The organism is Leucobacter tardus, assembly GCF_017583045.1.
In the GTDB taxonomy this organism is placed as follows: Bacteria; Actinomycetota; Actinomycetes; order Actinomycetales; family Microbacteriaceae; genus Leucobacter; species Leucobacter tardus.
This window is the reverse complement of the sequence record NZ_JAGFBF010000001.1, coordinates 25488-46909: the sequence shown is the minus strand read 5'-3', so window position 1 is coordinate 46909 and position 21422 is coordinate 25488. Positions and strand designations below refer to the sequence as shown.

Genomic DNA, 21422 nt, shown 5'->3' with positions numbered 1-21422 from the left:
CGCGTTACCCGACGCCGTTCACCCGCTGGATCTCGCGCTGGTACGGGGCCACGACCGACCGTGAGATGCGGCAGTCGAGCAGGATCGTGCCGCGGGCGCCCGCAGCGGTCCAGCGGGTGAGCGCGTCGAGGTCGGCGAGCGAGGTGACGCGCACCCCGGTTGCGCCGAGCGCCGTCGCGACGCCGGCGAAGTCGGTGTCGGGGATGAGCATGGGGCCGTCATCGAGCCCCATCTTCCCGTACAGGTGCACTTCGGCACCGTAGGCGCCGTCGTTCCACACGACGATCACCCCGCTCTCAGCGGTGCGGATCGCGGTCTCGAGGTCGGCGAGCGCCATGAGCCCGCCGCCGTCGCCCGTGCTGAGCACCACGGTGGTGTCGGGTTTGGCGGCGGCGACGCCGGCGACCGTCGGAAACCCCAGACCGATGGTCTGGTACGCCGTGCCGACCATGATGAGCCGTTCCGGTGACGGGACCGGCCAGTACATGCTCGCCCAACCGAGAAAGTGCCCCCCGTCGGTCGTGATGTGCGCGTCGTCCGGCAGCATCGCGCCGATGCGTGCGGCGACGCAGCGCGGGTCGAGTCGTCCGTCGGGGCAGACGCCGTCGGCATGCTCGGCGAACCCGTCGGCGGGAGCACGACGCACCGCGAACGGCACGGCGTCGGCGAGCCGCTCCCGCCATCCGCTGCTCGGCCGAGCGGACTCGCGCACGGCTGCCGTCAAAGCGCGCACCGTGTCGGCCGCATCGCCGCGGAGGGTGCGCACATTGATGTCGTGGACGGTGCGCGGGGCGGCGACCGCGTCGACGTCGATGCGGATTACGGTGGCCCCCGCGCCGAACAGCTCGCCGAAACGCATCGTGAACTGGTTCAGGCCGGCCCCGACCACGAGCACGGTGTCGGCGTCGGCGACGACCTGCATCGCGGCGTCGCTGCCGAACCCTCCGGTCACTCCGAGGTCGTAATCCCGGCGCGGAAAGATGCCGCGAGCGAGTGCGGTCGTGGCCGTCGGGGCGCCGAGGAGCGCGGCGAGCTCGTCGAGGTCGTCGCCGATGGCCGGCGACGCGAGCGCCGCACCGTGCCCGGCGAGGATCAGCGGACGTTCGGCGGCGGCGAGCCGAGCCGCGGCGGCCGTGATCTCGGTGGCGTCGCCCCCGCCGAAGTCGACCCCGTCTTCGGCGACCCCGCCATCGGCGACGGACGGGTCGCCGGCGCGGTCGCGGCGGTTCTCCGCAGCACTGCGGGGCTCCGCGACTGCGGCGGCCGGCAGATCGTACGGGATGCCGATCACGACGGGACGGCGCGACCGCTCGGCCTCCGCGACCGCCTCGGCGACGGTCTCCGCGGCGGTGTCCGCAGCGACACGGAACGTCGACACCCCGAGCCCGGCGGCGATGCGATCCTGATCGATGTCCCACGGCCGCCCGCCCGTGGTCGGCACGTCGCCCACGACCAGCAGCAGCGGGGTACGCGCCTGTTCGGCCTCGGCGAGCGCGGTCAGGGCGTTGGTGAAGCCGGCGCCGTACGTCGTCGTCGCGATCGAGATGTGGCCCGACACGCGCGTGTACGCGTCGGCGGCGGCGACGGTTCCGGCCTCGTGACGGACGGCGGTGTACGCGACCCCCTCGCCGAGGAGGGCGTCGATGAGGTGGGCGTTGCCGTTGCCCATGAGGCCGAAGCAGTGGTCAGCGGTGGCGGCGAGGGCGCGTGCGAGCGCGCGCGCAACGGTCGGGGTGGTGGTGCGGAGCATCGATGATCCTTCGGAGAGACGGAATACAGCAGAACGGTTTCTGTGTATGTCTCGCCGACGCGGATGCGCCGTGGCAGCAGCACCCCTTTTTCGAGCGCCTTGTCGGCCGGTCTCGCTGAGGCGACCGAGCTGGACGATTCGAGTATATGTCAGGTCGCGCTCGGCTGCGACGCCCGGTTCACCGCGCGAGCGGGGCGTGGTCGCCCGCGGCCGAGATGCGCTCGAGCAGACGATCGGGCAGGATCCACGTCAGCGGGCGCGCCACGCGATACCGCCAGTCGGCGCTCACGACCGGCGAGCCGCGATACACGGCGCGGAGTCCCTCGCGGGCGACCCGTCGCGTGTCGGCGAACGCGAGCCGCGACAGCGCGGGCAGGTGCGGGCCCATGCGCTCGTGGAACTCCGTCTGCAGGAGTCCCGGGCAGAGCGCCGTGACGTGCACCCCCGAGTCGGCGTACCGCGCGTGGAGGGATCGCGACAGCGACACGACCGCGGCCTTCGCCGCTCCGTAGCTTCCCGTCGGAGTGAAGGCTGCGACGCTCGCAACGTTCAGGATCCAGCCGCGCCCCCGCCCGAGCATGCCGGGAATCGCGGCGTGCGACAGTCTGAGCGGCGCCCAGGAGAGGACCTCGTGGAGTCGGCGTTCCTCTTCCGCGTCGCTGCGCTCGAACGGAGCGAGCACGCCGAACCCGGCATTGTTCACGAGGATGTCGACGGGAGTGTCGTCGTCCGCGAGGCGTGCCGCCACCCGCTCGAGATCCGACGTCTCCGAGAGATCGGCGGCGAGCACCTCGACGCTGACGCCGTGAGAGCGACGCAACTGCATCGCGATGGCGTCGAGCCGACGCTCGGTGCGCGCGACGAGCACGAGGTCTACGCGCAGGGCGGCGAGCTGACGGGCGATCTCTTCGCCGAGGCCGGCCGAGGCGCCGGTGACGAGTGCGGTGTAAGACATGGGTGCAGTCTTCCAGCCGGACCCGTGCGTCGCCTCAATCCTCGAGCACGTACCGTTCTTTGCCGACCGCCAGACCGGCGGCGAACTGCGCACCCAGTGCGACGAGGACCAGCACCAGCGGCACGGTCCAGGTACCGCTCACGTCGTGCAGCGCGCCGAAGGCGAACGGCCCGATCGCGGCGAGCGTGTACCCGATCGACTGCGCCATGCCCGACAGCGCGCTGGCCCCCTCATGGTCGCGCGCCCGCACGGCCATCAGCGTGATCGCCGTGCTGAGCGATGCGCCCGAAGCGAGACCGCCGAGACCGATCCAGACCGGCATGCCCGCCGGGAGCAGGACGATGCCCGACGCCGCGATCGCGACGCACACCGGAATGAGCGCCGGGATCCAGCGGCGGAGGCGTCCCCGGAAGAGCACGGGGAGCAGCAGCGATCCGGCGACGCCGATCACCTGGTACAGCATCGTGTCGATGCCCGCGACGAGCGGGGTGCGCCCGTGCGAGATGCCGATCGGGGAGAGCCAGGTGGAGATCATGTAGAACGCGCCCGACTGGGTCCCCATATAGAGGGCGACGAGCCAGGCGAGCGGATCGCGCCAGATGCGGCGCCCGGCCGATCCGCGAGCGGGCGCCGCTGCCGGACGAGGTGTCGCGTCTATCGCATCGGTCGCATCGCGTGCGAAAGCCGCGGTGGCGACCGGCTCACCGCGACGCCGAGGCGCGCTCGCGATCACCCAGACCAGGATCGCCGGTGGCACCGCGAGCGCCGTGCAGAGGAGCGCGATTCGCCACCCCAGTTCCGTGCCCACACCCCACGCCCCGAGCGCACCCGACCCCGTATCGAGGTGCGCGATCGGCACGACGATGCCGGCGCCCACCGCACCGATACCGCCGAGCATCGCCGTGTAGACGCCCATCACGAGCGGAACACGGTTGCCGAAGTCCCGCTTGATCACGGCGGGCAGCAGTACGTTGCCGACCGCGAGCGATGCGCCGATCAGCGCGGTTCCCGCCCAGAGGTTCACCGGGCTGCCGGGCGTCGAGCGCCACAGCGTGCCGAGCGCGAGCGTCACGAGAGAGATCGTGACCGCGCGCGAGACGCCGAGCCGTGCCCCCAGTCCATGCACCAGCGGAGAGGTCAGGCCCCAGACGACGAGCGGCACCGAGGCGAGTGCGCCGAGCGCCGCCGAGCTCACGCCGCGGTCGGCGGCGATGTCGTCGAGCAGCGGGCCCACGCCGGTGATGGTCATCCGCATGTTCGCGGCGACGAGACACACCGCGACGAACATCAGAACCCACGAGCGAGGCGCAGCCGCGGGCGCCTGTGATGTCATCGATACCGAATCTACACCCGAAGCGCGCAGGGGTCGTGTCGGAGGTCTGTCCTACACTGAGGTGACCGCCGAACGGCGTTGAGAGGAGTGCCTGAATGCGTGTTACCGCCGTGCTGGTGGCGTACAACCGGAAAGAGCTGCTGCGCGAATCGCTGGAAGCGCTCGCCGCGCAGACGCGGCGTCCCGACCGGCTGATCGTCGTCGACAACGCTTCCGACGACGGCACCGATGCCGTGGTCGACGAGATGCTCGACGCCTGGGGTACCGATGGGCGCAACATCCGACTCGACAAGAACACGGGCGGTGCAGGCGGCTTCGCGGTGGGCATCGCCGCTGCGGTCGCCGATCCCGAAACGGACTGGGTGTGGGTCATGGACGACGACACCGTGCCGACCACCACCGCGCTCGAAGCCGCGCTCGACGCGCACGACCGGTACCGCGAGTCGGGTCGCGACGCACTCGCCGTCATGGGGTCGCGAGTCCTCTGGACCGACGGTCAGGATCACCCGATGAACACCCCGAAGTCCAAGATCCGCGCGTCGGCCGCCGAGCGGCAGCGCGCGCAGCGGACCGGGGGCATGGAGATCCGCTCGATCTCCTTCGTGTCAGCGTTCCTCCGCGCCGCGCGCGTGCGCGAGGTCGGACTGCCGATCGCCGACTACTTCCTCTGGAACGACGACTTCGAGTACTCGGCCCGCCTGCTGCGCGGCGCGCGCGGCCTCTTCGTGCCCGAGTCGGTCGTGACCCACAAGACGAAGATCCGCGGCTCGAGCGATCAAGATCCGGGGCCCCGCTTCTACTACGAGGTGCGCAACAAGATCTGGGTCTTCCGCTGCAGCGACGCGCTGCACGGGTGGGAGAAGGTGCTGTACATCGGGGCGACCGGTCGGCGCTGGCTGCGCACGCTGCTCGCCGCAAAGCACCGGGGCCAACTGCTCGACTGCTTGCGTCGCGGGTGGGTCGACGCGTGGGCCGCGAAACCCCGTCCGACGAAAGACGTGCTGCGGAACACCGGCGTTCCCATCGACGTCATGGTCGAACTCGAACGCATCACCGCGCGCGAGCACGCCAGGGTCGGCTGATGAGCGAGGCCGCCGAGTTCTCGCTGCTCCTTCCGGTGTACGCGGGCGACACCGCCGCACACGTGCGCCTGGCGTTCCACAGTTCGGTGGGGGTGCAGACGCTGCCCCCGTCAGAGGTCGTCATCGTGCAAGACGGACCCGTCGGTGACCCGCTCGCCGCCGCACTCGCCGAGCTCGAGGCCGAGAGCCCCGTTCCCGTGCACGTGATTCGGCTGCCCCGCAACGTCGGCCTCACCGAAGCGTTGAACGCGGGGCTCGCCGCGTGCCGGTTCCCGGTCATCGCGCGTATGGACGCCGACGACGTGTCCCTCCCCGATCGGTTCGAGCGCCAGTGGACACTCATCGCCGATGGCGCCGACCTCGTGGGCACCGGCATGGTCGAGTTCGAGAGCGACCCCGAGGTGCTCGGAGCCCGGCGCACACCGCCGGTCGGGCGCGAACGCATTCGGGATCACGCCCGCACCCACAACCCGTTCAACCATCCGACGATGATGTACCGCGCGTCCACCATCGCCGCGGTCGGCGGGTACGAGCCGTTCGGCAAGATGGAGGACTACTGGCTCGGCATCCGCGTGATCGCGTCGGGCGCCCGCGCCGAGAACATCCCCGAGCCGCTGCTGAAGTACCGCGTCGGGTCCGGAGCCTTCCAGCGCCGCGGCGGCCTCGCGGAAGCGCGCACCGAGTGGCGCCTGCAGCGAGCGATGCTGCGCATGGGATTCGTCACCCGCGGACAGTACCTTCGCAATGTCGTCGTGAAGGGCGCCTACCGGCTGATGCCGGCCGGCGTGAAGCGGGTCCTCTTCCGCAGGTTCATCGGCGGAGGGCTCCCCGGCGACAAGTAGCGCGCGCCCCGCGTCTGCGCGTCCTGCCCGCGTCCCCGCGGCGGCGTCCCGCGCCCGCGACCTGTCTGCGCCCGCGTCCCGCGCCCGCGTCCCGCTCCTGTGCGTCGCCGAGAGCGCAGTTTGTCTGGCTTCGCGGGGCTCGAAGGGCGACTTTGCGCAATCTCGATGCTGCGTCAGCCCCGCCCAGCCCGGTGGGCCCCGCCCCGGCCTCACCGAGAGCGCAATTTGTCTGGCTTCGTCGGGCTTGAAGGGTGAATTTCTGCAACCTCGGCGATCGCGAGGGGGCGTCTGTGCGCCCGTGAGCGCGAACCAGTTCGCCCGGCGCCCTACCCGCGCCGAGCCGCGAACCCCTGAGCCGCTCGGCGCGCCCGGCCTGCGCCGCTCGGCCGCTCTGGCCCGGGCACTCCAGCGCGCACCCTCGTCGAGAGCGCAAAAAGTCGCCCTTGGATGTGCCCGAAGGGCGACTTTGCGCAATCTCGAGGCCGAATCGGGTCGGGTCGGGCCGGGTCCGGGGTATGCCGTAGGGGCGTTTCCCCGGACGACCCCGCCACGGGGCACGACCCCGGACGACCCCCGCTCGCGGGCTAGAGCTCGGTGGTGCCCGACACTCCGGGACCGTCGACGCCGCGCACCTTGGAGGCGAGCATCTTGACGGCCGCGACAGCCTTGTTGCCCGGCACGCCCCAGTACTGGGCGGACTCGCCGGTCACGCGCAGCAGGCCGAGGTTCGGGTCGTCCTTGCCCGAGAAGTACGCTTCGACCTGGCCGTCCCACAGCTCGTCGACCTTGGCGCGGTTCTCGACGAACTCGGCGCGTCCGGCGACGGACAGCCAGGAACCGGTCTCGGCGAAGGCGAGGTTGACTTCGGGATTCTCACGGATCGCATCGGCCTGGTCGCCCTGCAGTCCGATGAAGAACCAGACGGACGCGTCGTCGGTGACCTCTTGCGGGGTCATGGGGTGCGACACGATCTTGCCGGTCTTCGTGGCGGTCGAGAGCATGACGAAGCGCTCGTCCCGCATGATCTCGACGACTTTCTCCTGCGTGAGTTCTTCCGATGTGCTCATGTAGTGCCTCCTCAGGTGTCGTTCCCGTGCCGACGATGGTTCGCGGGCACGGTGGGTGTGCCGAGCTTATCGGCGCGGATCCTGAGCGGGATACCCGGTGACAGCAGCCCGGTGGACTGGCACAATGACCCCATGAGTGGACACGAGCCTCCCCAGGATGTCGCCCGGGCGGCGCAGCGCGCCGTCGATTGGATCGCCGAGGGGAAGGCGGGCAAGGGGTTCACGGAGACCGGTGAGCATCGTGCGCACCAGCTTGCGGAGCGCCGTGCCGTGCCCGAAGCGGACATCAAGAAGATGCAGCAGTACTTCGCGCGCCACGTGGTGGATCGCGACGCCGAAGGGTTTCAGCAGGGCGATGAGGGGTACCCGTCTCCCGGTCGCGTCGCCTGGGACGCGTGGGGCGGGGACGCCGGACGCGAGTGGGTGGGTCGCGAGAAGTTCAGCGATCTCTGATCCGGCGGAGCCCGGAGCGTCGCGAGCGAAGCCCGGAGGCCCACGCACGGTACCCGATCCCAGATATCTCGACGTCGAGATAAAATCCGTGGAGGCTGTAGACTGAGCGGAGCGCTCTGCTGCGCTTCGACCCCGCCGCCAACACCCTTGGGAGATTACGAGACGTGACGGACTCCACGATTGTCTACACCCACACCGACGAGGCACCCGCGCTGGCGACGGCCTCGTTCCTGCCGATCGTCGAGGCGTTCACCGGGGCCGCCGGCGTCGCCGTCGAGACGCGCGATATCTCGCTCTCCGGCCGCATCCTCGCGGCGTTCCCGCAGCGTCTGCAGACCGATCAGATCGTGGGCGACGCTCTCGCCGAGCTCGGTGCACTCGCGACGGAGCCCGAGGCCAACATCATCAAGCTGCCGAACATCTCGGCGTCGATTCCGCAGCTGAAGGCCGCGATCACCGAGCTGCAGTCGCAGGGCTACGACATCCCCGATTTCCCCGACGAGCCGAAGAGCCTCGAAGAGAAGGACGTCCGGGCGCGGTACGACCGGATCAAGGGGTCCGCCGTGAACCCGGTGCTGCGCGAGGGCAACAGCGACCGCCGCGCGCCCCAGGCCGTGAAGAACTACGCGCGCAAGCACCCCCACGTGAACAAGCCGTTCGATGAGGGATCGAAGACCCGCGTCGCCACCATGGGCCACGATGATTTCTTCTCGAACGAGCAGTCGACGCTGATCGCCGATGACGACGTGCTCACGATCACTCACGTGGCGACCGATGGCACCGAGACCGTGCTGAAAGCGGAGGTGAAGGTGCTCGCCGGAGAGGTCGTCGACGCGACCTTCCTGTCGGCTTCGGCGCTCGACGCCTTCCTCGCCGAGACGATCGAGCAGGCGAAGGCCGACGATCTGCTGTATTCGCTGCATCTGAAGGCGACGATGATGAAGGTCAGCGACCCGATCATCTTCGGTCACGCCGTGAAGACGTTCTTCGCCGATGTGTTCGCGAAGCACGGCGACTCGCTCCGGGCCGCAGGCCTCACGCCCGACAACGGACTCGGATCGATCCTCTCGGGTCTCGACGCCGTCCCCGGCGGGCAGGTCATCGCCGATGAGATCGCTGCGGATCTCGAGCACGGACCGCGCCTCTCGTACGTGAACAGCGACAAGGGCATCACGAATCTCCACGTGCCCTCGGACGTGATCGTCGATGCGTCCATGCCGGCGCTCGTGCGCAACGGCGGCAAGATGTGGGGCTTCGACGGGGGAGAGGCCGATACGCTCGCCGTGATCCCCGACTCGTCGTATGCGGGCGTCTACCAGGCGGTCATCGACGACGTGAAGGCGAACGGCCCACTCGATCCGGCCACCATCGGCACCGTGCCGAATGTCGGCCTGATGGCTCAGAAGGCCGAAGAGTACGGCAGCCACGACAAGACGTTCGAGATCGAGTCGGCCGGTCGCGTGCAGGTGACGAACCGCGCGGGCGACGTGCTGCTCGAGCACACGGTCGCGCCAGGTGACATCTGGCGTGCCACGCAGGCCAAGGACATTCCGATCCGCGACTGGGTGAAGCTCGCGGTGACGCGTGCCCGTGCGACCGGATCGCCAGCCGTGTTCTGGCTCGATGCCGAGCGGGCGCATGATGCGCAGCTCATCACGAAGGTCGAGCAGTACCTCGAGGATCACGACACCGACGGCCTCACCATCGAGATCCTCGCGCCCGCTGAGGCGACGCGGTACTCGCTCGAGCGCATCCGCCGCGGCGAGGACACGATCTCCGTCACCGGGAACGTGCTGCGCGACTACCTGACGGACCTGTTCCCGATCCTCGAGGTCGGAACGAGCGCCAAGATGCTCTCGATCGTGCCGCTGCTCGCGGGCGGCGGACTGTTCGAGACCGGTGCGGGTGGATCGGCTCCGAAGCACGTGCAGCAGCTCGTCGAGCAGAACTACCTGCGCTGGGACTCGCTGGGCGAGTTCTTCGCGCTCGCGGCCTCGCTCGAGCACCTCGCGCAGTCGACCGGCAACGCGAAGGCTCAGGTGCTCGCCGATGCGCTGGACCGCGCGACCGGCACGTTCCTCGAGGAGGATCGCTCCCCGGGCCGCAAGCTCGGATCGCTCGACAACCGCGGCAGCCACTTCTACCTCGCCCTGTACTGGGCGCAGGAGCTCGCACGTCAGACCGAGGATGCTGAGCTCGCCGAGAAGTTCGCATCGGTGGCCGAGCAGCTCACGTCGCGTGAGCAGACCATCGCCGATGAGCTCATCGCCGTGCAGGGTTCGCCCGCCGACATCGGCGGGTACTACCGGCCCGATCCGGCGCTCGTCTCCGCTGTCATGCGTCCGTCGGCGTCGCTCAACGAGGTGATCGACGCGCTCGTCTGAGCGTCAAGCACGATGAGAACGGGGGTGGCTGCGGCCGCCCCCGTTCTGGTTCGTGCAGGCGTGATCCGGCTCGTTCCTCAGCGCGTCGAGAACGTGACCGTGACGAATCGATTCGGATCGTCACCGCGCAGCGCCTCGACCAGAGGAGCACGCAGGTCGTCCCACGCTTCGAGGGGCCGCGCCGCGGCTCCGACCGGCACGCGGATGAAGATCTGCACCTCGCGGCTGCGCCCCATTTTGGCGGTGTAGACCTCGGCGGAGTCGAACCCGTTCTCCTCGACGAGACGGGTGGCGTGCTCCTCGGCGTCGCGCTGCAGGTCTTGCGGTGTGACCATGAGCAGGTCGGCGAGCGCGGAGCGGAGGATACCGATCGGCACGGGCACGAGGACGACCGCGACGATGAGCAGCACGGTCGGATCGACGTACGGTGCGAACCATTCCGCCTCGGTGCCGTCGAGGAGCGATCCGACCGCGAACGCGATGAGCAGCGCGGCGGTGATGCCGCCGCTCATGATCCAGCCCTTGACGTCCATCGCGATGAGCGCAGACCCGATGTGCCGGTTCGCCCGGTACTCGACGATGGTGAGCGTGATGGTCAGCACGAGGATGATCACGGCGTAGATCATGGCCGGTCCGAATTCGACTTCGCGCCCGCCATCGAGGATCGACTGCACGCTCTGCACCGCCGCGTAGCCGGCGATACTCATCATGAGTACGGCGTTGACCGCGAGCAGAATGGGTTCGAGGTGCCAGAAGCCCCAGCCGAAGCGTCGCCGGGTGCGTGCGGAGAACGTGTTCGACGCCGATCGTGCGACGAGTCCCGCGACCCAGATCGACGCGAGCGACATGACGGCGTCCACGCCCGAGAAGACGCCGTCGAAGAGGATCGCTGAAGAACCGGCGATGAGGCCGAAGACGATCGCGACGACGGCGAAGACGAGAATCCCGACGAACGAGAGGCGGAGAACGTTCTGCTCGGTGCGCACGGGGCTCCTGGGTGGCTTGGCTCCGGCGAGGGCGACGGGTGTCGCCTCGCTGGTTCCAGCGTAGACGACACCGCGGTCACTCCATGGCTACTGCAGTACCTCGATGGCCTCGGCGGGCAGGATGCGGCGTCCGGTGAAGAACGGCACCTCCTCCTTGACGTGCAGGCGCGCATCGACGGCGCGGAGCGCTCGCATCATGTCGACGAGCTCGGTGAGGTCATCGGCCTCCATGGGGAGCAGCCACTCGTAGTCGCCGAGCGCGAACGCCGCGACGGTGTTCGCCACGACGCCGGTGTACTGGGCGCCCTCGCGGCCGTGCTCGGCAAGCATGCGGCCGCGCTCGGCCGGGTCGATGAGGTACCAGTCGGTGGACCGGACGAAGGGGTAGACGGCGAGCCACTGTCGCGCCTCGACGCCGCGCACGAAGCCCGGAACGTGCGCGCGGTTGAACTCGGCCTCGCGGTGCACGCCGACGGCGCTCCAGGTGCGGATGAGCGGCTTCACGAGTGCCGTACGGCGCAGCTGGCGCAGCGCCCACTGCAGATCCTCGGCCGAAGAACCGTGCAGCCAGAACATGATGTCGGCGTCGTGGCGCATGCCGCTGACGTCGTAGATGCCGCGCGTCACGACGCCCTCGTCGCCGATGAGGCGCACGACGTCTTCGAACTCTTCGACGATGCCGGGAACGTCGCGTCCGTCGAAGATCTCGGCGTGGCTCGAGCTCGTGCGGAAGACCGCGAACATGGTGAAAGCGTCAGTGGCCGCTTCGGGGGTCACTGCGGTATCGACGGATTCGGGTGCTGCGGCCTCGTGCTGGGCGTCACTACTCATACGTCAATCGTCCTCTCGTGTGCGCGGTCGCGCAAGTTGATGTGGCGGGGGTCAAGCGGATGCGGTGAACTCCCACGGGGCGGGCGTCGGGAAGTACGTCTCAAGCCAGTCCCTGAGGTAGGCGATGTTCTCGGCGCTGGCTTCCGGGTTGTCGTTGATGCAGAAGGTTGCGGCCTTCCGGGAGCGCAACTGGGCGGCGAGACGGGTGACGAAGTCGGGGTCGCTGAGATCGAAGTAGTTGTAGAGGATGTCGCCGGGCATCGTCTGCTTGCGCACGTAGCCGAAGTAGTGGTGCAGCCACCCGTTGATCTCGGTGTCGTCGGAGGAGCGGAGCTGATGCGACCACGTCGACGTGAAGACGTCGGGGAACTCCGTCTCGAGCTCGAACAGGAGGTGCCGGAGCTGCGGAATCGGCGTGTGGTAGAAGATGCGGGTGGCGGTCACGCCGTACTCGCGCTCGAGCAGGTCGACGGCGTTGCGGCGCGCGGACTCGTGCGTGAGATCGAAGGCGGAGGCGACGGGCAGCGTCGACTTCGAGAGGAAGAATCGGGCGACGCCGTTCGGTTCGAAGAACTGGTTGGCCTCGATGTCGTGCCCGATGAAGACGTCATCGTTGAAGATGAGGTACTGGTCTGAGAGTCCCTCGATGTGGTGGACGCGGCCGGCGATCGCGTGCGAATTGTAGGTGGGCAGGGATCCGGCGTCGCCGAAGAGCTCGCGGTGATCCACCATGCGAATGCGCGGGTGCGTGGTGTCGAGCCAGCTCGGCGTCTGACCGTCGGTGACCAGGATGATGTTGCGCACCCACGGGCAGTGCTGGAATACGGAGCGCATGGAGTATTTGAGCTCGCCGTTGTCCCGGAAGCGGGAGGGGTCGACGCTGTCCGCCGGTGCTGCTCCGGTGAGCTCTTCGATGACGCGGTCGCGCTTCGCGCTCCACTCGGCGTCTGCGCCGTCGACCCAGAGGAAGACCACGTCGATCGGCTCGCGGGTCTCGAACACCGTCGGCTGATCGAGCGGGGCGAACGTCGGTACATCGACCCCGTGGATCTCAGTGGTGGACGGCGTCATCGCCGTTGCGTCGATGGTCGTGGTCCGCGTGTTCTTCGCGGTGGTCTCGAGCGCGCCGTCGTCGGTGCGGATCCAGCGCTCGACGACGCTCGCCTCTGCGCGGCCCATGCGGCGCACGTGCTCGGGATCGATGAAGAATTCGAAGAGCTCGATGGTGCTCTGAGTGCGCAGTGCTCGCCGCGCGCGCGACGAATCGGAGCGGACGACGGATCGCCGCTTCTTGCCCGACGGGTTCAGCGTCTCGATGCCGAGGTGCAGGGTGCCGGCACCGGTGGCGTCGGCCGCCACGGCGTCGGCGAATCGCTGCCAGTGCTCGTGCTCGACCGCGATCGTCGCGTCGGTGCGGGTGGCGTTCGGCACCGCGAAGAAGGGCACATCGTGCTCGCTCAGCAGCGCGACGGTGTGCGCGAAGTTGCGACGACGCGCCTCGTGCTGGGTGATCCCGGGGGCGCGGCGGGCGAGCCAGACGCGCTCGTAGGCGTAGACGATGCCGAGGTCCGAGTCGCCGGCGACGGTGGACCGGAAGCGCGCGCTGAGGGCGCGACGACGCAGCCGCTCGGCGGGATCCTTCACCACGGTGAACGGGCCGCGCCGCAGCACGCTCAACAGCAGGCTGCGCGAGGGGGTCTTCACGGGCATCGGTTCGGCGTCCTTCGATCGAGTCTCACAGCTGGCCTCTTGCATTCCAGCATCTCACGCCCGCCTCGACCGAACCTCAAGGGCAGCCGACTACACTGGAGGGCGGAGATCACGGGTCGCGGAGTGCGCGACCCCGGCCGAGAACCAACTGCGGAGGCGGGTGCGTATGACTCTCCGGCATCGTGCGCTGTGGGCGCGACTGATCGGGGATCGGCTCTGGGTGCTCCTGTACGCCTACGACCATCGACAGCGGTCGGAATCACCCGCGACGGTCAGTGTCGCGGTCGGCGATTCGGCGCCCGGGCAGACGATCGATGTGCTGGCAGCCTCGCGTCAGCCGAAGTCTCCCCTCGCGCTGCTGCGCTGCATCCACCTCCTGCGGTTGCCGCTGCCTGACGGGAACGACGGCGAGGCGAACCACCGGGTGCGATTCACCGTGCAGACCGGCGAGGGGCGCAAGCGTCGCGGTGTCAGGTACCCGCGCCGGGATTCCGAACGTCAGCCGCGCCTGAACTATGCGCCGGTCTCGCCACGGTTCCGTGGCGGTTCGGCCGAGCACCTGCGTCGCACCGCGAAAGACCTGCTCGTCTTCGTGCGACGACCGATGGTGCCGATCGAGCGCACCGTGCGGTTCCGGCTGCGGGAATCCTGGCTCGTCTCCGCAGTGCTGTCACTCGCGACGGGCGCCGCTCGTCGCGCCGGGCGCCGAAGCGTGACCGTCTTCTACGAGAAGTTCGCCGCGCACGCCGACGAGGGCGCGTTCGAACTCTTCACGGAGTTCCAGCAGCGCGCGCCCCACAGCTTCTTCGTCATCGACGCGTCGAGTCCCGATGCCGCCCGCGTGCTGCGTCACCCGCACGCGATCCGGAAGTTCAGCTGGCGCTACTACTGGGCGATCTATCGCGCTGACACCTATGTCGGTACTGAGATTCCGACCCATCTGAACCTGCTGCGGTCGAACAACGGGTGGTTGCGCCGCCGCGTCTACACGACCCCGTACGTCTTCCTGCAGCACGGCATCATCTATCTCAAGAATCTGTCGCATTCACCCTTCGGTCACGGTCGCGAGGGCGAGTCGGCGTTCATCGTCGCGAGCAGCGCGAAAGAGAAAGACGTGATCGTTCGGGATCTCGGGCTGGCGCCCGACCAGGTGCTGGTCACGGGGCTCGGACAGTTCGGCCTGCTCCAGCCGGGCACCATCGGTCCGGCGACGGCGAACGTGATCACCGTGATGCCCACGTGGCGTGCCGAGGACGAGACGGTGAACGACTTCTCGGGGACGACCTACGTGCTGGTCATGCGCGAGACGGTCGACGCGATCCGCACAGTGGCTCCGTCTGCGCAGATCCGGCTCGTGCCGCACCCCAAGGTCGCCGAGCAGCTCGCCACGACCGAGCTCGCTCCCGACCTGTGGGCCGGCTCGGTCGCGGACGCGCTCACCGACACGAAGCTGCTCATCACGGACTACTCGTCGGTCGCCTACAACGCGTTCTACCGGGGATCAGCGGTGCTCTTCTACCAGCCCGACCTCGCCGCCTACGAGCAGCGGACCGGGCCCCTGATTCCGTCGCCCGACGAATACGTGGGGTTCCGCTCGTTCGACTCTGTCGGGTTGCGGGATCGGCTCAGCACCGGACTCTCCGCAGACGGCGACATCGACCTCGCGGTGTTCCGCACGGCCGAGCACGAACGGCAGTACGCACTCATCAACGAGTTCGACGACGGTCGAAACCTCGAACGCATCCAAACCGAGCTGCGCCGAGTGCTGCTTGGCGAGTGACGGTGTGACGCGGTCGCCGCGCTCGCCGCGGCGGGAAGGGCGCCGGTTAGCTTAGCGCGCCTCTGTAGTCCTTGAGAAGCTCATACCGTCATCAATGGTGTAGGTGGCTACGCCATTGCTGAACGGCATTGAACGAGGTTCGTCTTCCGAGATGTTGCCTGACGGACCTCCCGCAATGAACCCCCACGGGCCCCCCGCTGCGCCTCGCTTCTTGTAAGCGGCGAGGAAGATTCCCTTCGTCAGACCGATCGTCTCACTCGATCCGTCTGGCTTTGAATAGGAGGTGATGATCCCATTCTCGAACTCCTGAGAGAGCCCGCCCCCGTTTTCTAGCACGAGGATCTGCTCGCTCACGGGAGCACCGTAACGACTACGATGCTCGAAGTAGACATCGCCGATCGGTCCGCTCACAGGAAAGGGGAGGTCGGCCTTCTCGGGCTGGTTCAACGCCAACACCGCTTCATCGATCGGACCGTCGAAGACGACGCGACCCTTTTCAAGAACGATGCCGCGGTCGCAGAGCTTCTTCAGCTGGCCGGCGGCGTGGCTGACGATGAACATCGTCTTGCCCTGCTCGCGGAGCTCGAGCATGCGCTGCTCGCACTTCAACCGGAATTGCGCGTCGCCGACGGAGAGGACCTCGTCGACCAGCAGCGTTTCGAACTCGGTGTGCACCGCGACCGAGAACCCGAGACGTGCGTACATACCCGACGAGTAGCGCTTCACCTCCGTGTCGATGAAATCGCCGATCTCCGAGAACTCCACGATCTGCTCGAAGCGGGCCTCGGTCTCTTCTTTGCTCATGCCGAGGATCGCAGCGTTCAGATACACGTTTTCGCGACCGGTGAGGTCGGGGTGGAAACCGGCGCCGACCTCGATGAGGCCCGCGGTGCGGCCACGGGTGCGCACCCACCCGCCGTCGGGCAGAAGGACGCCGGAGAGCAGTTTGAGCGTCGTCGACTTGCCCGAGCCGTTGCGTCCCATGAGCGCAACAGATTGACCGCGCGGCACCTCGAACGAAACGTCGTCCACGGCGTTGAAGTGCGTCGAGAGCTCTTTGCGCTTCAACGATGCGATGAACGTCTCTTTGAAGGACTGGGTGTGGTTGATCTTGAAGCTCTTGCGCACATCGCTGAACACGATGGCCGGCTTCTCCTCGGACGTCGAGGACACAGGGTTAGAGTCGCTGGGCAAAGGAACCCTCCAACTTCCGGAAGACGAGCTGCCCGATGACGAGCGTGAAGATAGCGATGCCGAAGCTGATCAGCACGTGCGTGCCGAGGTCGGGCGGACGCGGTGAGTCCGGCGACAAGGGCAGCCAGAACGCATCATGGAAGAGCTCGACCGCTGAGGTCATCGGATTGACCATGTACAGGTGATAAAGCCATTCCGGCGCGCGCTGGTACACCATGTCCCACCCGTACAGAACGGGCGATGCCCACGTGGAGAACATCAGGATGATGTCGACGATGTTCTTCGCATCGCGGAACGCGACGTTGATCGACCCGAAGAAGAGACCGAGCCCCAGTGAGAACGTCAGTATCAGCACGATACCGCCGAGGAACGCGACGACCTGCAGCCATCCGAGCGTCCACCCGAAGAACAGCGCCACCACCAGCAGGAGCAGCGCTTGCGGGAGGAAGTGGATGAACCCGACCCCGACAGCTGCCACGGGGAACAGCTCGCGCGGCATGAAGATCTTCTTGATGAGCGACTTGTTGTCAACGAGCGCACTCGTGGTGTTGCGCAGGACCTCGCTGAACAGGTTCACGGCGACGATGCCCGAGAAGAGGTAGATCGGGAACAGTTCGATGCCGCGATTCTGACCGAGGATGACACCGATCACCAGGAAGTACATCAGGAACTGCGCCGCAGGACGGATGTACGACCACACCCACCCGAGCGCTGAGCCGTAGTAGCGAGTCGCGGTGCCCTTTCTCATCAGCAGGGATAGCAGGTACCGCTGCCGGAACAGACTGAAGAGGCCGCTGCTGCGACCTGGGGTGCGGTACTCGGGGTCGTTGAGGGCGGATGACGAGCTCACGAGCGCTTCTCCTCGCTCACACTCACGGGGCGAAGCCTTTCAACCTGACGCCAGGGCTCGAGCGCGGACGCGAACTCGTTGAGCGGTCCCTCTCGGCGCTCGTACTCGGTCAGCAGGTCCCCGGCGGCGTACGCGGTCTCGAGTGCGTCGATGGCGGCGTCCGAGTGCCCCGAACGACTCGCACCGACGCGGTTCACGCCCGCGAGACGCGGGGGAGTGCCGTACACCTTGGCGAACGGCGGCACATCACGGGTCACCGGCGTGCCCATGCCGACCATCGATCCGGCGCCGATGAATCGTCGCTGGTGCACTACGGCGTTCATGCCGATGTTCACCCGATCGCCGATGACGCAGTGCCCGCCGACGCTCACACCGGCTGAGACGGTCGCGTCGTCGCCGAGCAGCACATCGTGCGCCAGGTAGGCGCGGTTGAGCACCCAGCTGCGCTCGCCGACGGTGGTCTCACGGTAGGTGCCCTGGTGGATCACGGCCCCCTCGCGAATCACCGCACCCGCGCGCACGCGCACGCCGGCGTGCTGCAGGTCTCCGGCCCACGCCGCGTTCTGCGGCAGAGTCGCCATCTCCGGCGGAGCGCCGATCTGGGCGCCGGGCCCGATCCAGACGCCGTCTTCGATCACGCAGGGTCCGAGGATGACTGCGCCCGGCCCGATCGCGACGTTCTCGCCGATGTCGACGCCCTCGCCGATGATCGCCATCGGGCTGATGTGTGAACTGTCTTCCACGCGTATCCGTTCTTCGCTCGTGCGCTCGTTAGAGGTGCACCGTCTCGCCCGTCGAGGCCGACTCGATGGCCGACTCGGCGACGCGCAGCGTTTCCAGTCCCTCGCGCAGCGTCACTGCCTCGTTCCGGACGCCGAGGATCGCGTCGCGGAAGGCTTCGTGCTCACTTCTGAGCGGTTCGCGCTTGTCGAGCGCGTACCGCGTGATGGTCCCTTCGCTCACGCCGCGGAACGCGGTCATCGCGTCCCACGTGCCTTCGGTCGTGCCGTTCTCGAAGAACGAGAGATCTGCGGTGAGCGTGTCGGCGATGTACGCACCGCGCTCGCCCGTCACCACGGTCAATCGTTCCTTGAACGGGGTCAGCCAGTTGACGATGTGATTGACCATCGTGCCGTTCGCGAGCTTGCCGGTGATCGCGACCATGTCTTCATGCTCGCGACCGCTGCGGAACGCCGTTTGCGCCGACACCGAGGTGTAGGACGACTGGGCCAGCCAGGCGGTGAGATCGATGTCGTGACTGCCGAGATCCTTCACGACGCCGACGTCGGCGATGCGCACCGGGAACGGACCCTGGCGACGCGTCTGGATCTGGTACACGTCGCCGAGATCACCGTTCGCGATGCGGCCGCGCAGGCTCATGAGTGCCGGGTTGAACCGTTCCACGTGTCCGACCGCGGCGACGCGATCTGCTGCGTCGAACGCGTCGACGAGACGAGTGGCGGCTTCGAGCGAGTGCGCGACGGGCTTTTCGATGAGTGTATGCACACCGGCCTCGGCGAGTGCGAGCCCGACCTCCTCATGAAACTTGGTCGGCACGGCGACGACGGCGGCTTCGACCCCGGCCTCGATGAGCCCCTGAACCGAGTTGAGCAGCGGGGTGTCACCGGCGACATTGTGCGGGTCGCCCATCGCGTCGGCAACCGCGATCAGGTCGATGCCGTCGACCTCTCGCAGCAGGCGCGCGTGATGCCGCCCCATCATGCCGAGGCCGATCAGGCCGTACTTGATGCTCATATTTTTATCCTCACCGCTCGCGCAGTCTCCAGTTCGATCTGTCTCAGTGTATTGCCTGCTCTAACAACGTGTCTTGCAGCGCTCCCAGTCATCAGCAGCCTGTCACTTCGTAAAGTTTCGCTGGTCCTTCATGATCCACCTCTGTCAGCACGGATGATTCCTCGATCGCCGAGATGCCTTCGAACGGTTCCGCTCGAGGCGTGTCTTCGAAGACGTACTGGTCCCCGAAGTCGAGTAGATACCGAACATCGAGTTCGCGTGTCAGACGACAGGCTTCCGGAGTACCGGTTGCGAGCGCCGAGGTCATCTCGGTGATACGCGGGTCATAGGTGCCTCCCGTATGCGGCACGAGCACTTCATACCCTGCAATCGCGTAGGCGAGTGCTCCTCCGTTCCACGGATTATTAATGAGAACCTCACCTTCAGGCACACTATCCGGTAACCGCTCGATGAGCTGGCGTTCGTCCGGGCTCAACAGAGGGGAGGTGTCACTGAACTCGTACTTTGTGCTGACGTACTGTACGCCGGCGAAAGCTCCTGCGCCCTGGGTGACTGCGAGTAGAGAGAGAATGACGACAGCAGCAAAGACGTTAGTTCCGTGTGAGGCCGTATCCTGCTCCATCCGGGTGAACCTCAACGCCCCGACTCGTGCGATCGCGACAACGGCGCTCCCACCGATCGTTAAGAGGGGTACCGCTCCGAGCGGTACCAATGAAGCCAGTCGCCAGGGGTCGCTGTACCAAGGGCTGAGAAGGAGCGTTCTCCAGTCGCTAGACGGGAAGCCGAAAGCGATCACGAACGCAATCGCTAGGATTGCCGCACTTCCGAGCATCCACCGGCCGCCTGGTTTGCGCCAAGTCAGCGCGACACCAATGCAGATCAGAATGGTCACGCCCCAAGAATGACCCTCCAACCGTGGGGTGCTCCCGAACACATCGACGAGGGCCCCAAGAGGGGAACGCTGTCCCTCCCAGGGGTTATCGCCCGTCCTTCCAGCGACCCAGGCGAGAAGTAGCAGTCCGGAGTACAAGACGAGCATCACGATCGAGATGATCTTGCGCGAGGTGCCCCCCGGTTGTCCCTTGACGTAACGGACGAGTGCCGCTCCCACTGGGAAGACGCCCCAGAGCAGGATGACATGAAGTGCATTCGGGTGGGCGAGAATTGCGGCCCCGAGCGCGCCCAGGAACAGGAGATAACGGAGTGCCGGCCGTAACGGATCGCTCCTTCTGGCGAACCCCAGATCGAGTAACTGAAGCCCCGCGACAAGCACGAATGGCAGCAGACAAGTCGAGAGCAGGTTCGGATACAGTACTCCGTAACCGGCGAGAGCCAGAGGAAAACTCGGGAACGCAGCCGCAGCAATGCCGGCGACCACACTCACTCGACGGCTCGGGCCTGCAACTGCTCTCCCGAGCGCTACTACTCCGACGGGCCAGACGACGGAGCACGCAATGAAGAGTGCAGCATTCGTACTCAGAGGGATGCTTGCGCCGCTCACCTGCGCGATCAGCGCGACGAAGCCGTGCCAAACAGCGGGGTAGAAGACGCTCTGGCCGGGGGCGGAGAGGTCTAATGCGAACGGTGCCGCATTGCCGGTCTCGAGGATCTGGCGAACGGAATTGAGATGGAAGTTCGCGTCATATGTCTGAGAGATTGCGTCCGCGGTCTTCATGCTCATCACGAGAGTGACCGCAATCGCCGCTCCGCCGAGAGCCGCGGACAGTATGGGGGTGGAGAGGCGGTGAGGACGAGCGGAGCCGGAGGCATTGGCGCCGAGCCAGCGACGACATGGGAGTAACACGAGAGCGAGGAGGAAGCTCACGGCGACCGGTACGAGCGGTCCCCAAGGCAGCTTGAAAAGTGCGGCCAGAATGGGTGTTAGCGCAAGCACCGAGAAGGCGACCGGCAGCGCCACGATCGCGATCGCGAAGCCACGTAGCTTGAGCGCGAAGGTTGCAGGGAGGCCAAGGAGCGCAAGCAGTCCGATGCCCACCGCAAGAGGAGGCACAAGGGATAACCAGGTGCTCACGCGTGGTCTTCCCCGTCGTCATCGTTCGGCTTCGAAGGTTTTGTGGAACCCGAAGGCTCGTCAGCGTCGCGCATACGCTCCGTCAAACGCGCTTCGAGCAGTGCAACTGCGCGGGCGAGGTCGGTGACTCGGGCGTCACTGCGGGCTTTTGCGCGGACGGTCGCCACGGCGAACAGCAGCACCATGACGACCAGGATGTAGAGGAGTAGGTCGGCGCCGCGCCCGACGCCGACGAAGTTCGCGATCGTCGTGAGCGCATCAGGGAAAATGATCGCGAGCACTGCAGCGATCACAAAGAGCAGCGCGATGATGCGCTTGAGCGCGAGCGAGCGGTCCCCGGGCAGGAAACGGACGGCAGCGGTCGTAGCGATGACGATACCGACGATGAGGATGAACTGAATCAGGAACATGGTGGCGC

At 67.3% G+C, this 21422-nt stretch carries 18 protein-coding genes; 5 read left to right on the top strand and 13 right to left on the bottom strand.

Annotated elements, in window-relative coordinates:
• Positions 1-4: 4 nt before the first annotated feature.
• The 3 genes from J4H85_RS00175 to J4H85_RS00165 form a co-directional block, all read right to left on the bottom strand.
• Entirely contained in the window at positions 5-1750 is a 1746-nt protein-coding gene (locus tag J4H85_RS00175) for a thiamine pyrophosphate-binding protein (protein WP_208235773.1), read from the bottom strand.
• 178 nt (positions 1751-1928) lie between these two features.
• The gene (locus tag J4H85_RS00170; protein WP_208235771.1) at positions 1929-2705 is read right to left on the bottom strand and encodes an SDR family NAD(P)-dependent oxidoreductase; all 777 of its coding nucleotides are present in this window, start codon (positions 2703-2705) and stop codon (positions 1929-1931) included.
• A 34-nt stretch (positions 2706-2739) separates the two neighbouring features.
• Positions 2740-4038, bottom strand: a complete 1299-nt coding sequence (locus J4H85_RS00165) for an MFS transporter (RefSeq protein WP_208235769.1) — start codon at positions 4036-4038, stop codon at positions 2740-2742.
• A gap of 95 nt (positions 4039-4133) precedes the next feature.
• Here J4H85_RS00165 and J4H85_RS00160 point away from each other — a divergent pair, with 95 nt between their 5' ends.
• Positions 4134-5120, top strand: coding sequence for a glycosyltransferase family 2 protein (locus J4H85_RS00160; protein WP_208235767.1), 987 nt, complete (start codon positions 4134-4136; stop codon positions 5118-5120).
• Positions 5120-5962 (top strand): glycosyltransferase, encoded by an 843-nt coding sequence (locus J4H85_RS00155; RefSeq protein ID WP_208235765.1) that lies wholly within the window; start codon positions 5120-5122, stop codon positions 5960-5962. The genes J4H85_RS00160 and J4H85_RS00155 overlap by 1 nt, the downstream gene beginning before the upstream one ends.
• A 584-nt stretch (positions 5963-6546) precedes the next feature.
• Here J4H85_RS00155 and J4H85_RS00150 read toward each other — a convergent pair.
• Entirely contained in the window at positions 6547-7029 is a 483-nt protein-coding gene (locus J4H85_RS00150) for a pyridoxamine 5'-phosphate oxidase family protein (protein ID WP_208235763.1), read from the bottom strand.
• 132 nt (positions 7030-7161) lie between these two features.
• On the opposite strand from J4H85_RS00150, the gene J4H85_RS00145 reads away from it, so the two are divergent.
• Positions 7162-7482: a hypothetical protein gene (locus J4H85_RS00145; RefSeq protein WP_208235761.1), complete on the top strand. Its 321-nt coding sequence runs from the start codon at positions 7162-7164 to the stop codon at positions 7480-7482.
• Positions 7483-7646: 164 nt separating this feature from the next.
• Entirely contained in the window at positions 7647-9866 is a 2220-nt protein-coding gene (locus J4H85_RS00140; protein WP_208235759.1) for an NADP-dependent isocitrate dehydrogenase, read from the top strand.
• A 77-nt stretch (positions 9867-9943) separates the two neighbouring features.
• Here the strand turns inward: J4H85_RS00140 and J4H85_RS00135 are convergent, their stop codons facing one another.
• From J4H85_RS00135 to J4H85_RS00125, 3 genes are all read right to left on the bottom strand, one after another.
• On the bottom strand, positions 9944-10852 hold the full coding sequence (locus J4H85_RS00135) for a cation diffusion facilitator family transporter (protein ID WP_208235757.1): 909 nt from the start codon (positions 10850-10852) through the stop codon (positions 9944-9946).
• A gap of 87 nt (positions 10853-10939) precedes the next feature.
• A complete protein-coding gene (hemQ, locus tag J4H85_RS00130; protein WP_243893284.1) occupies positions 10940-11683 on the bottom strand; it encodes a hydrogen peroxide-dependent heme synthase in 744 nt (247 codons plus the stop codon).
• A gap of 51 nt (positions 11684-11734) precedes the next feature.
• On the bottom strand, positions 11735-13393 hold the full coding sequence (locus J4H85_RS00125) for a stealth family protein (RefSeq protein WP_208235755.1): 1659 nt from the start codon (positions 13391-13393) through the stop codon (positions 11735-11737).
• A gap of 166 nt (positions 13394-13559) precedes the next feature.
• Between J4H85_RS00125 and J4H85_RS00120 the strand changes: the two genes are divergently transcribed.
• The gene (locus tag J4H85_RS00120; RefSeq protein WP_208235753.1) at positions 13560-15173 is read left to right on the top strand and encodes a CDP-glycerol glycerophosphotransferase family protein; all 1614 of its coding nucleotides are present in this window, start codon (positions 13560-13562) and stop codon (positions 15171-15173) included.
• Between the two features lie 51 nt (positions 15174-15224).
• Here the strand turns inward: J4H85_RS00120 and J4H85_RS14215 are convergent, their stop codons facing one another.
• The 6 genes from J4H85_RS14215 to J4H85_RS00090 all read right to left on the bottom strand — a co-directional run bounded on the left by J4H85_RS14215 (position 15225) and on the right by J4H85_RS00090 (position 21414).
• Positions 15225-16346, bottom strand: a complete 1122-nt coding sequence (locus J4H85_RS14215; protein ID WP_208235751.1) for an ABC transporter ATP-binding protein — start codon at positions 16344-16346, stop codon at positions 15225-15227.
• 4 nt (positions 16347-16350) lie between these two features.
• Positions 16351-17217, bottom strand: a complete 867-nt coding sequence (locus tag J4H85_RS00110) for an ABC transporter permease (protein ID WP_208235749.1) — start codon at positions 17215-17217, stop codon at positions 16351-16353.
• Entirely contained in the window at positions 17214-17960 is a 747-nt protein-coding gene (locus tag J4H85_RS14210) for an acyl-ACP--UDP-N- acetylglucosamine O-acyltransferase (protein ID WP_307863268.1), read from the bottom strand. Before J4H85_RS14210 ends, J4H85_RS00110 begins: the two co-directional genes overlap by 4 nt.
• A 28-nt stretch (positions 17961-17988) precedes the next feature.
• The gene (locus J4H85_RS00100) at positions 17989-18972 is read right to left on the bottom strand and encodes a Gfo/Idh/MocA family protein (protein ID WP_208235747.1); all 984 of its coding nucleotides are present in this window, start codon (positions 18970-18972) and stop codon (positions 17989-17991) included.
• A 91-nt stretch (positions 18973-19063) separates the two neighbouring features.
• Positions 19064-21004 (bottom strand): DUF6541 family protein, encoded by a 1941-nt coding sequence (locus tag J4H85_RS00095; protein ID WP_208235745.1) that lies wholly within the window; start codon positions 21002-21004, stop codon positions 19064-19066.
• Positions 21001-21414: a DUF2304 domain-containing protein gene (locus J4H85_RS00090; RefSeq protein ID WP_208235743.1), complete on the bottom strand. Its 414-nt coding sequence runs from the start codon at positions 21412-21414 to the stop codon at positions 21001-21003. The genes J4H85_RS00095 and J4H85_RS00090 overlap by 4 nt, the downstream gene beginning before the upstream one ends.
• Positions 21415-21422 lie beyond the last annotated feature (8 nt).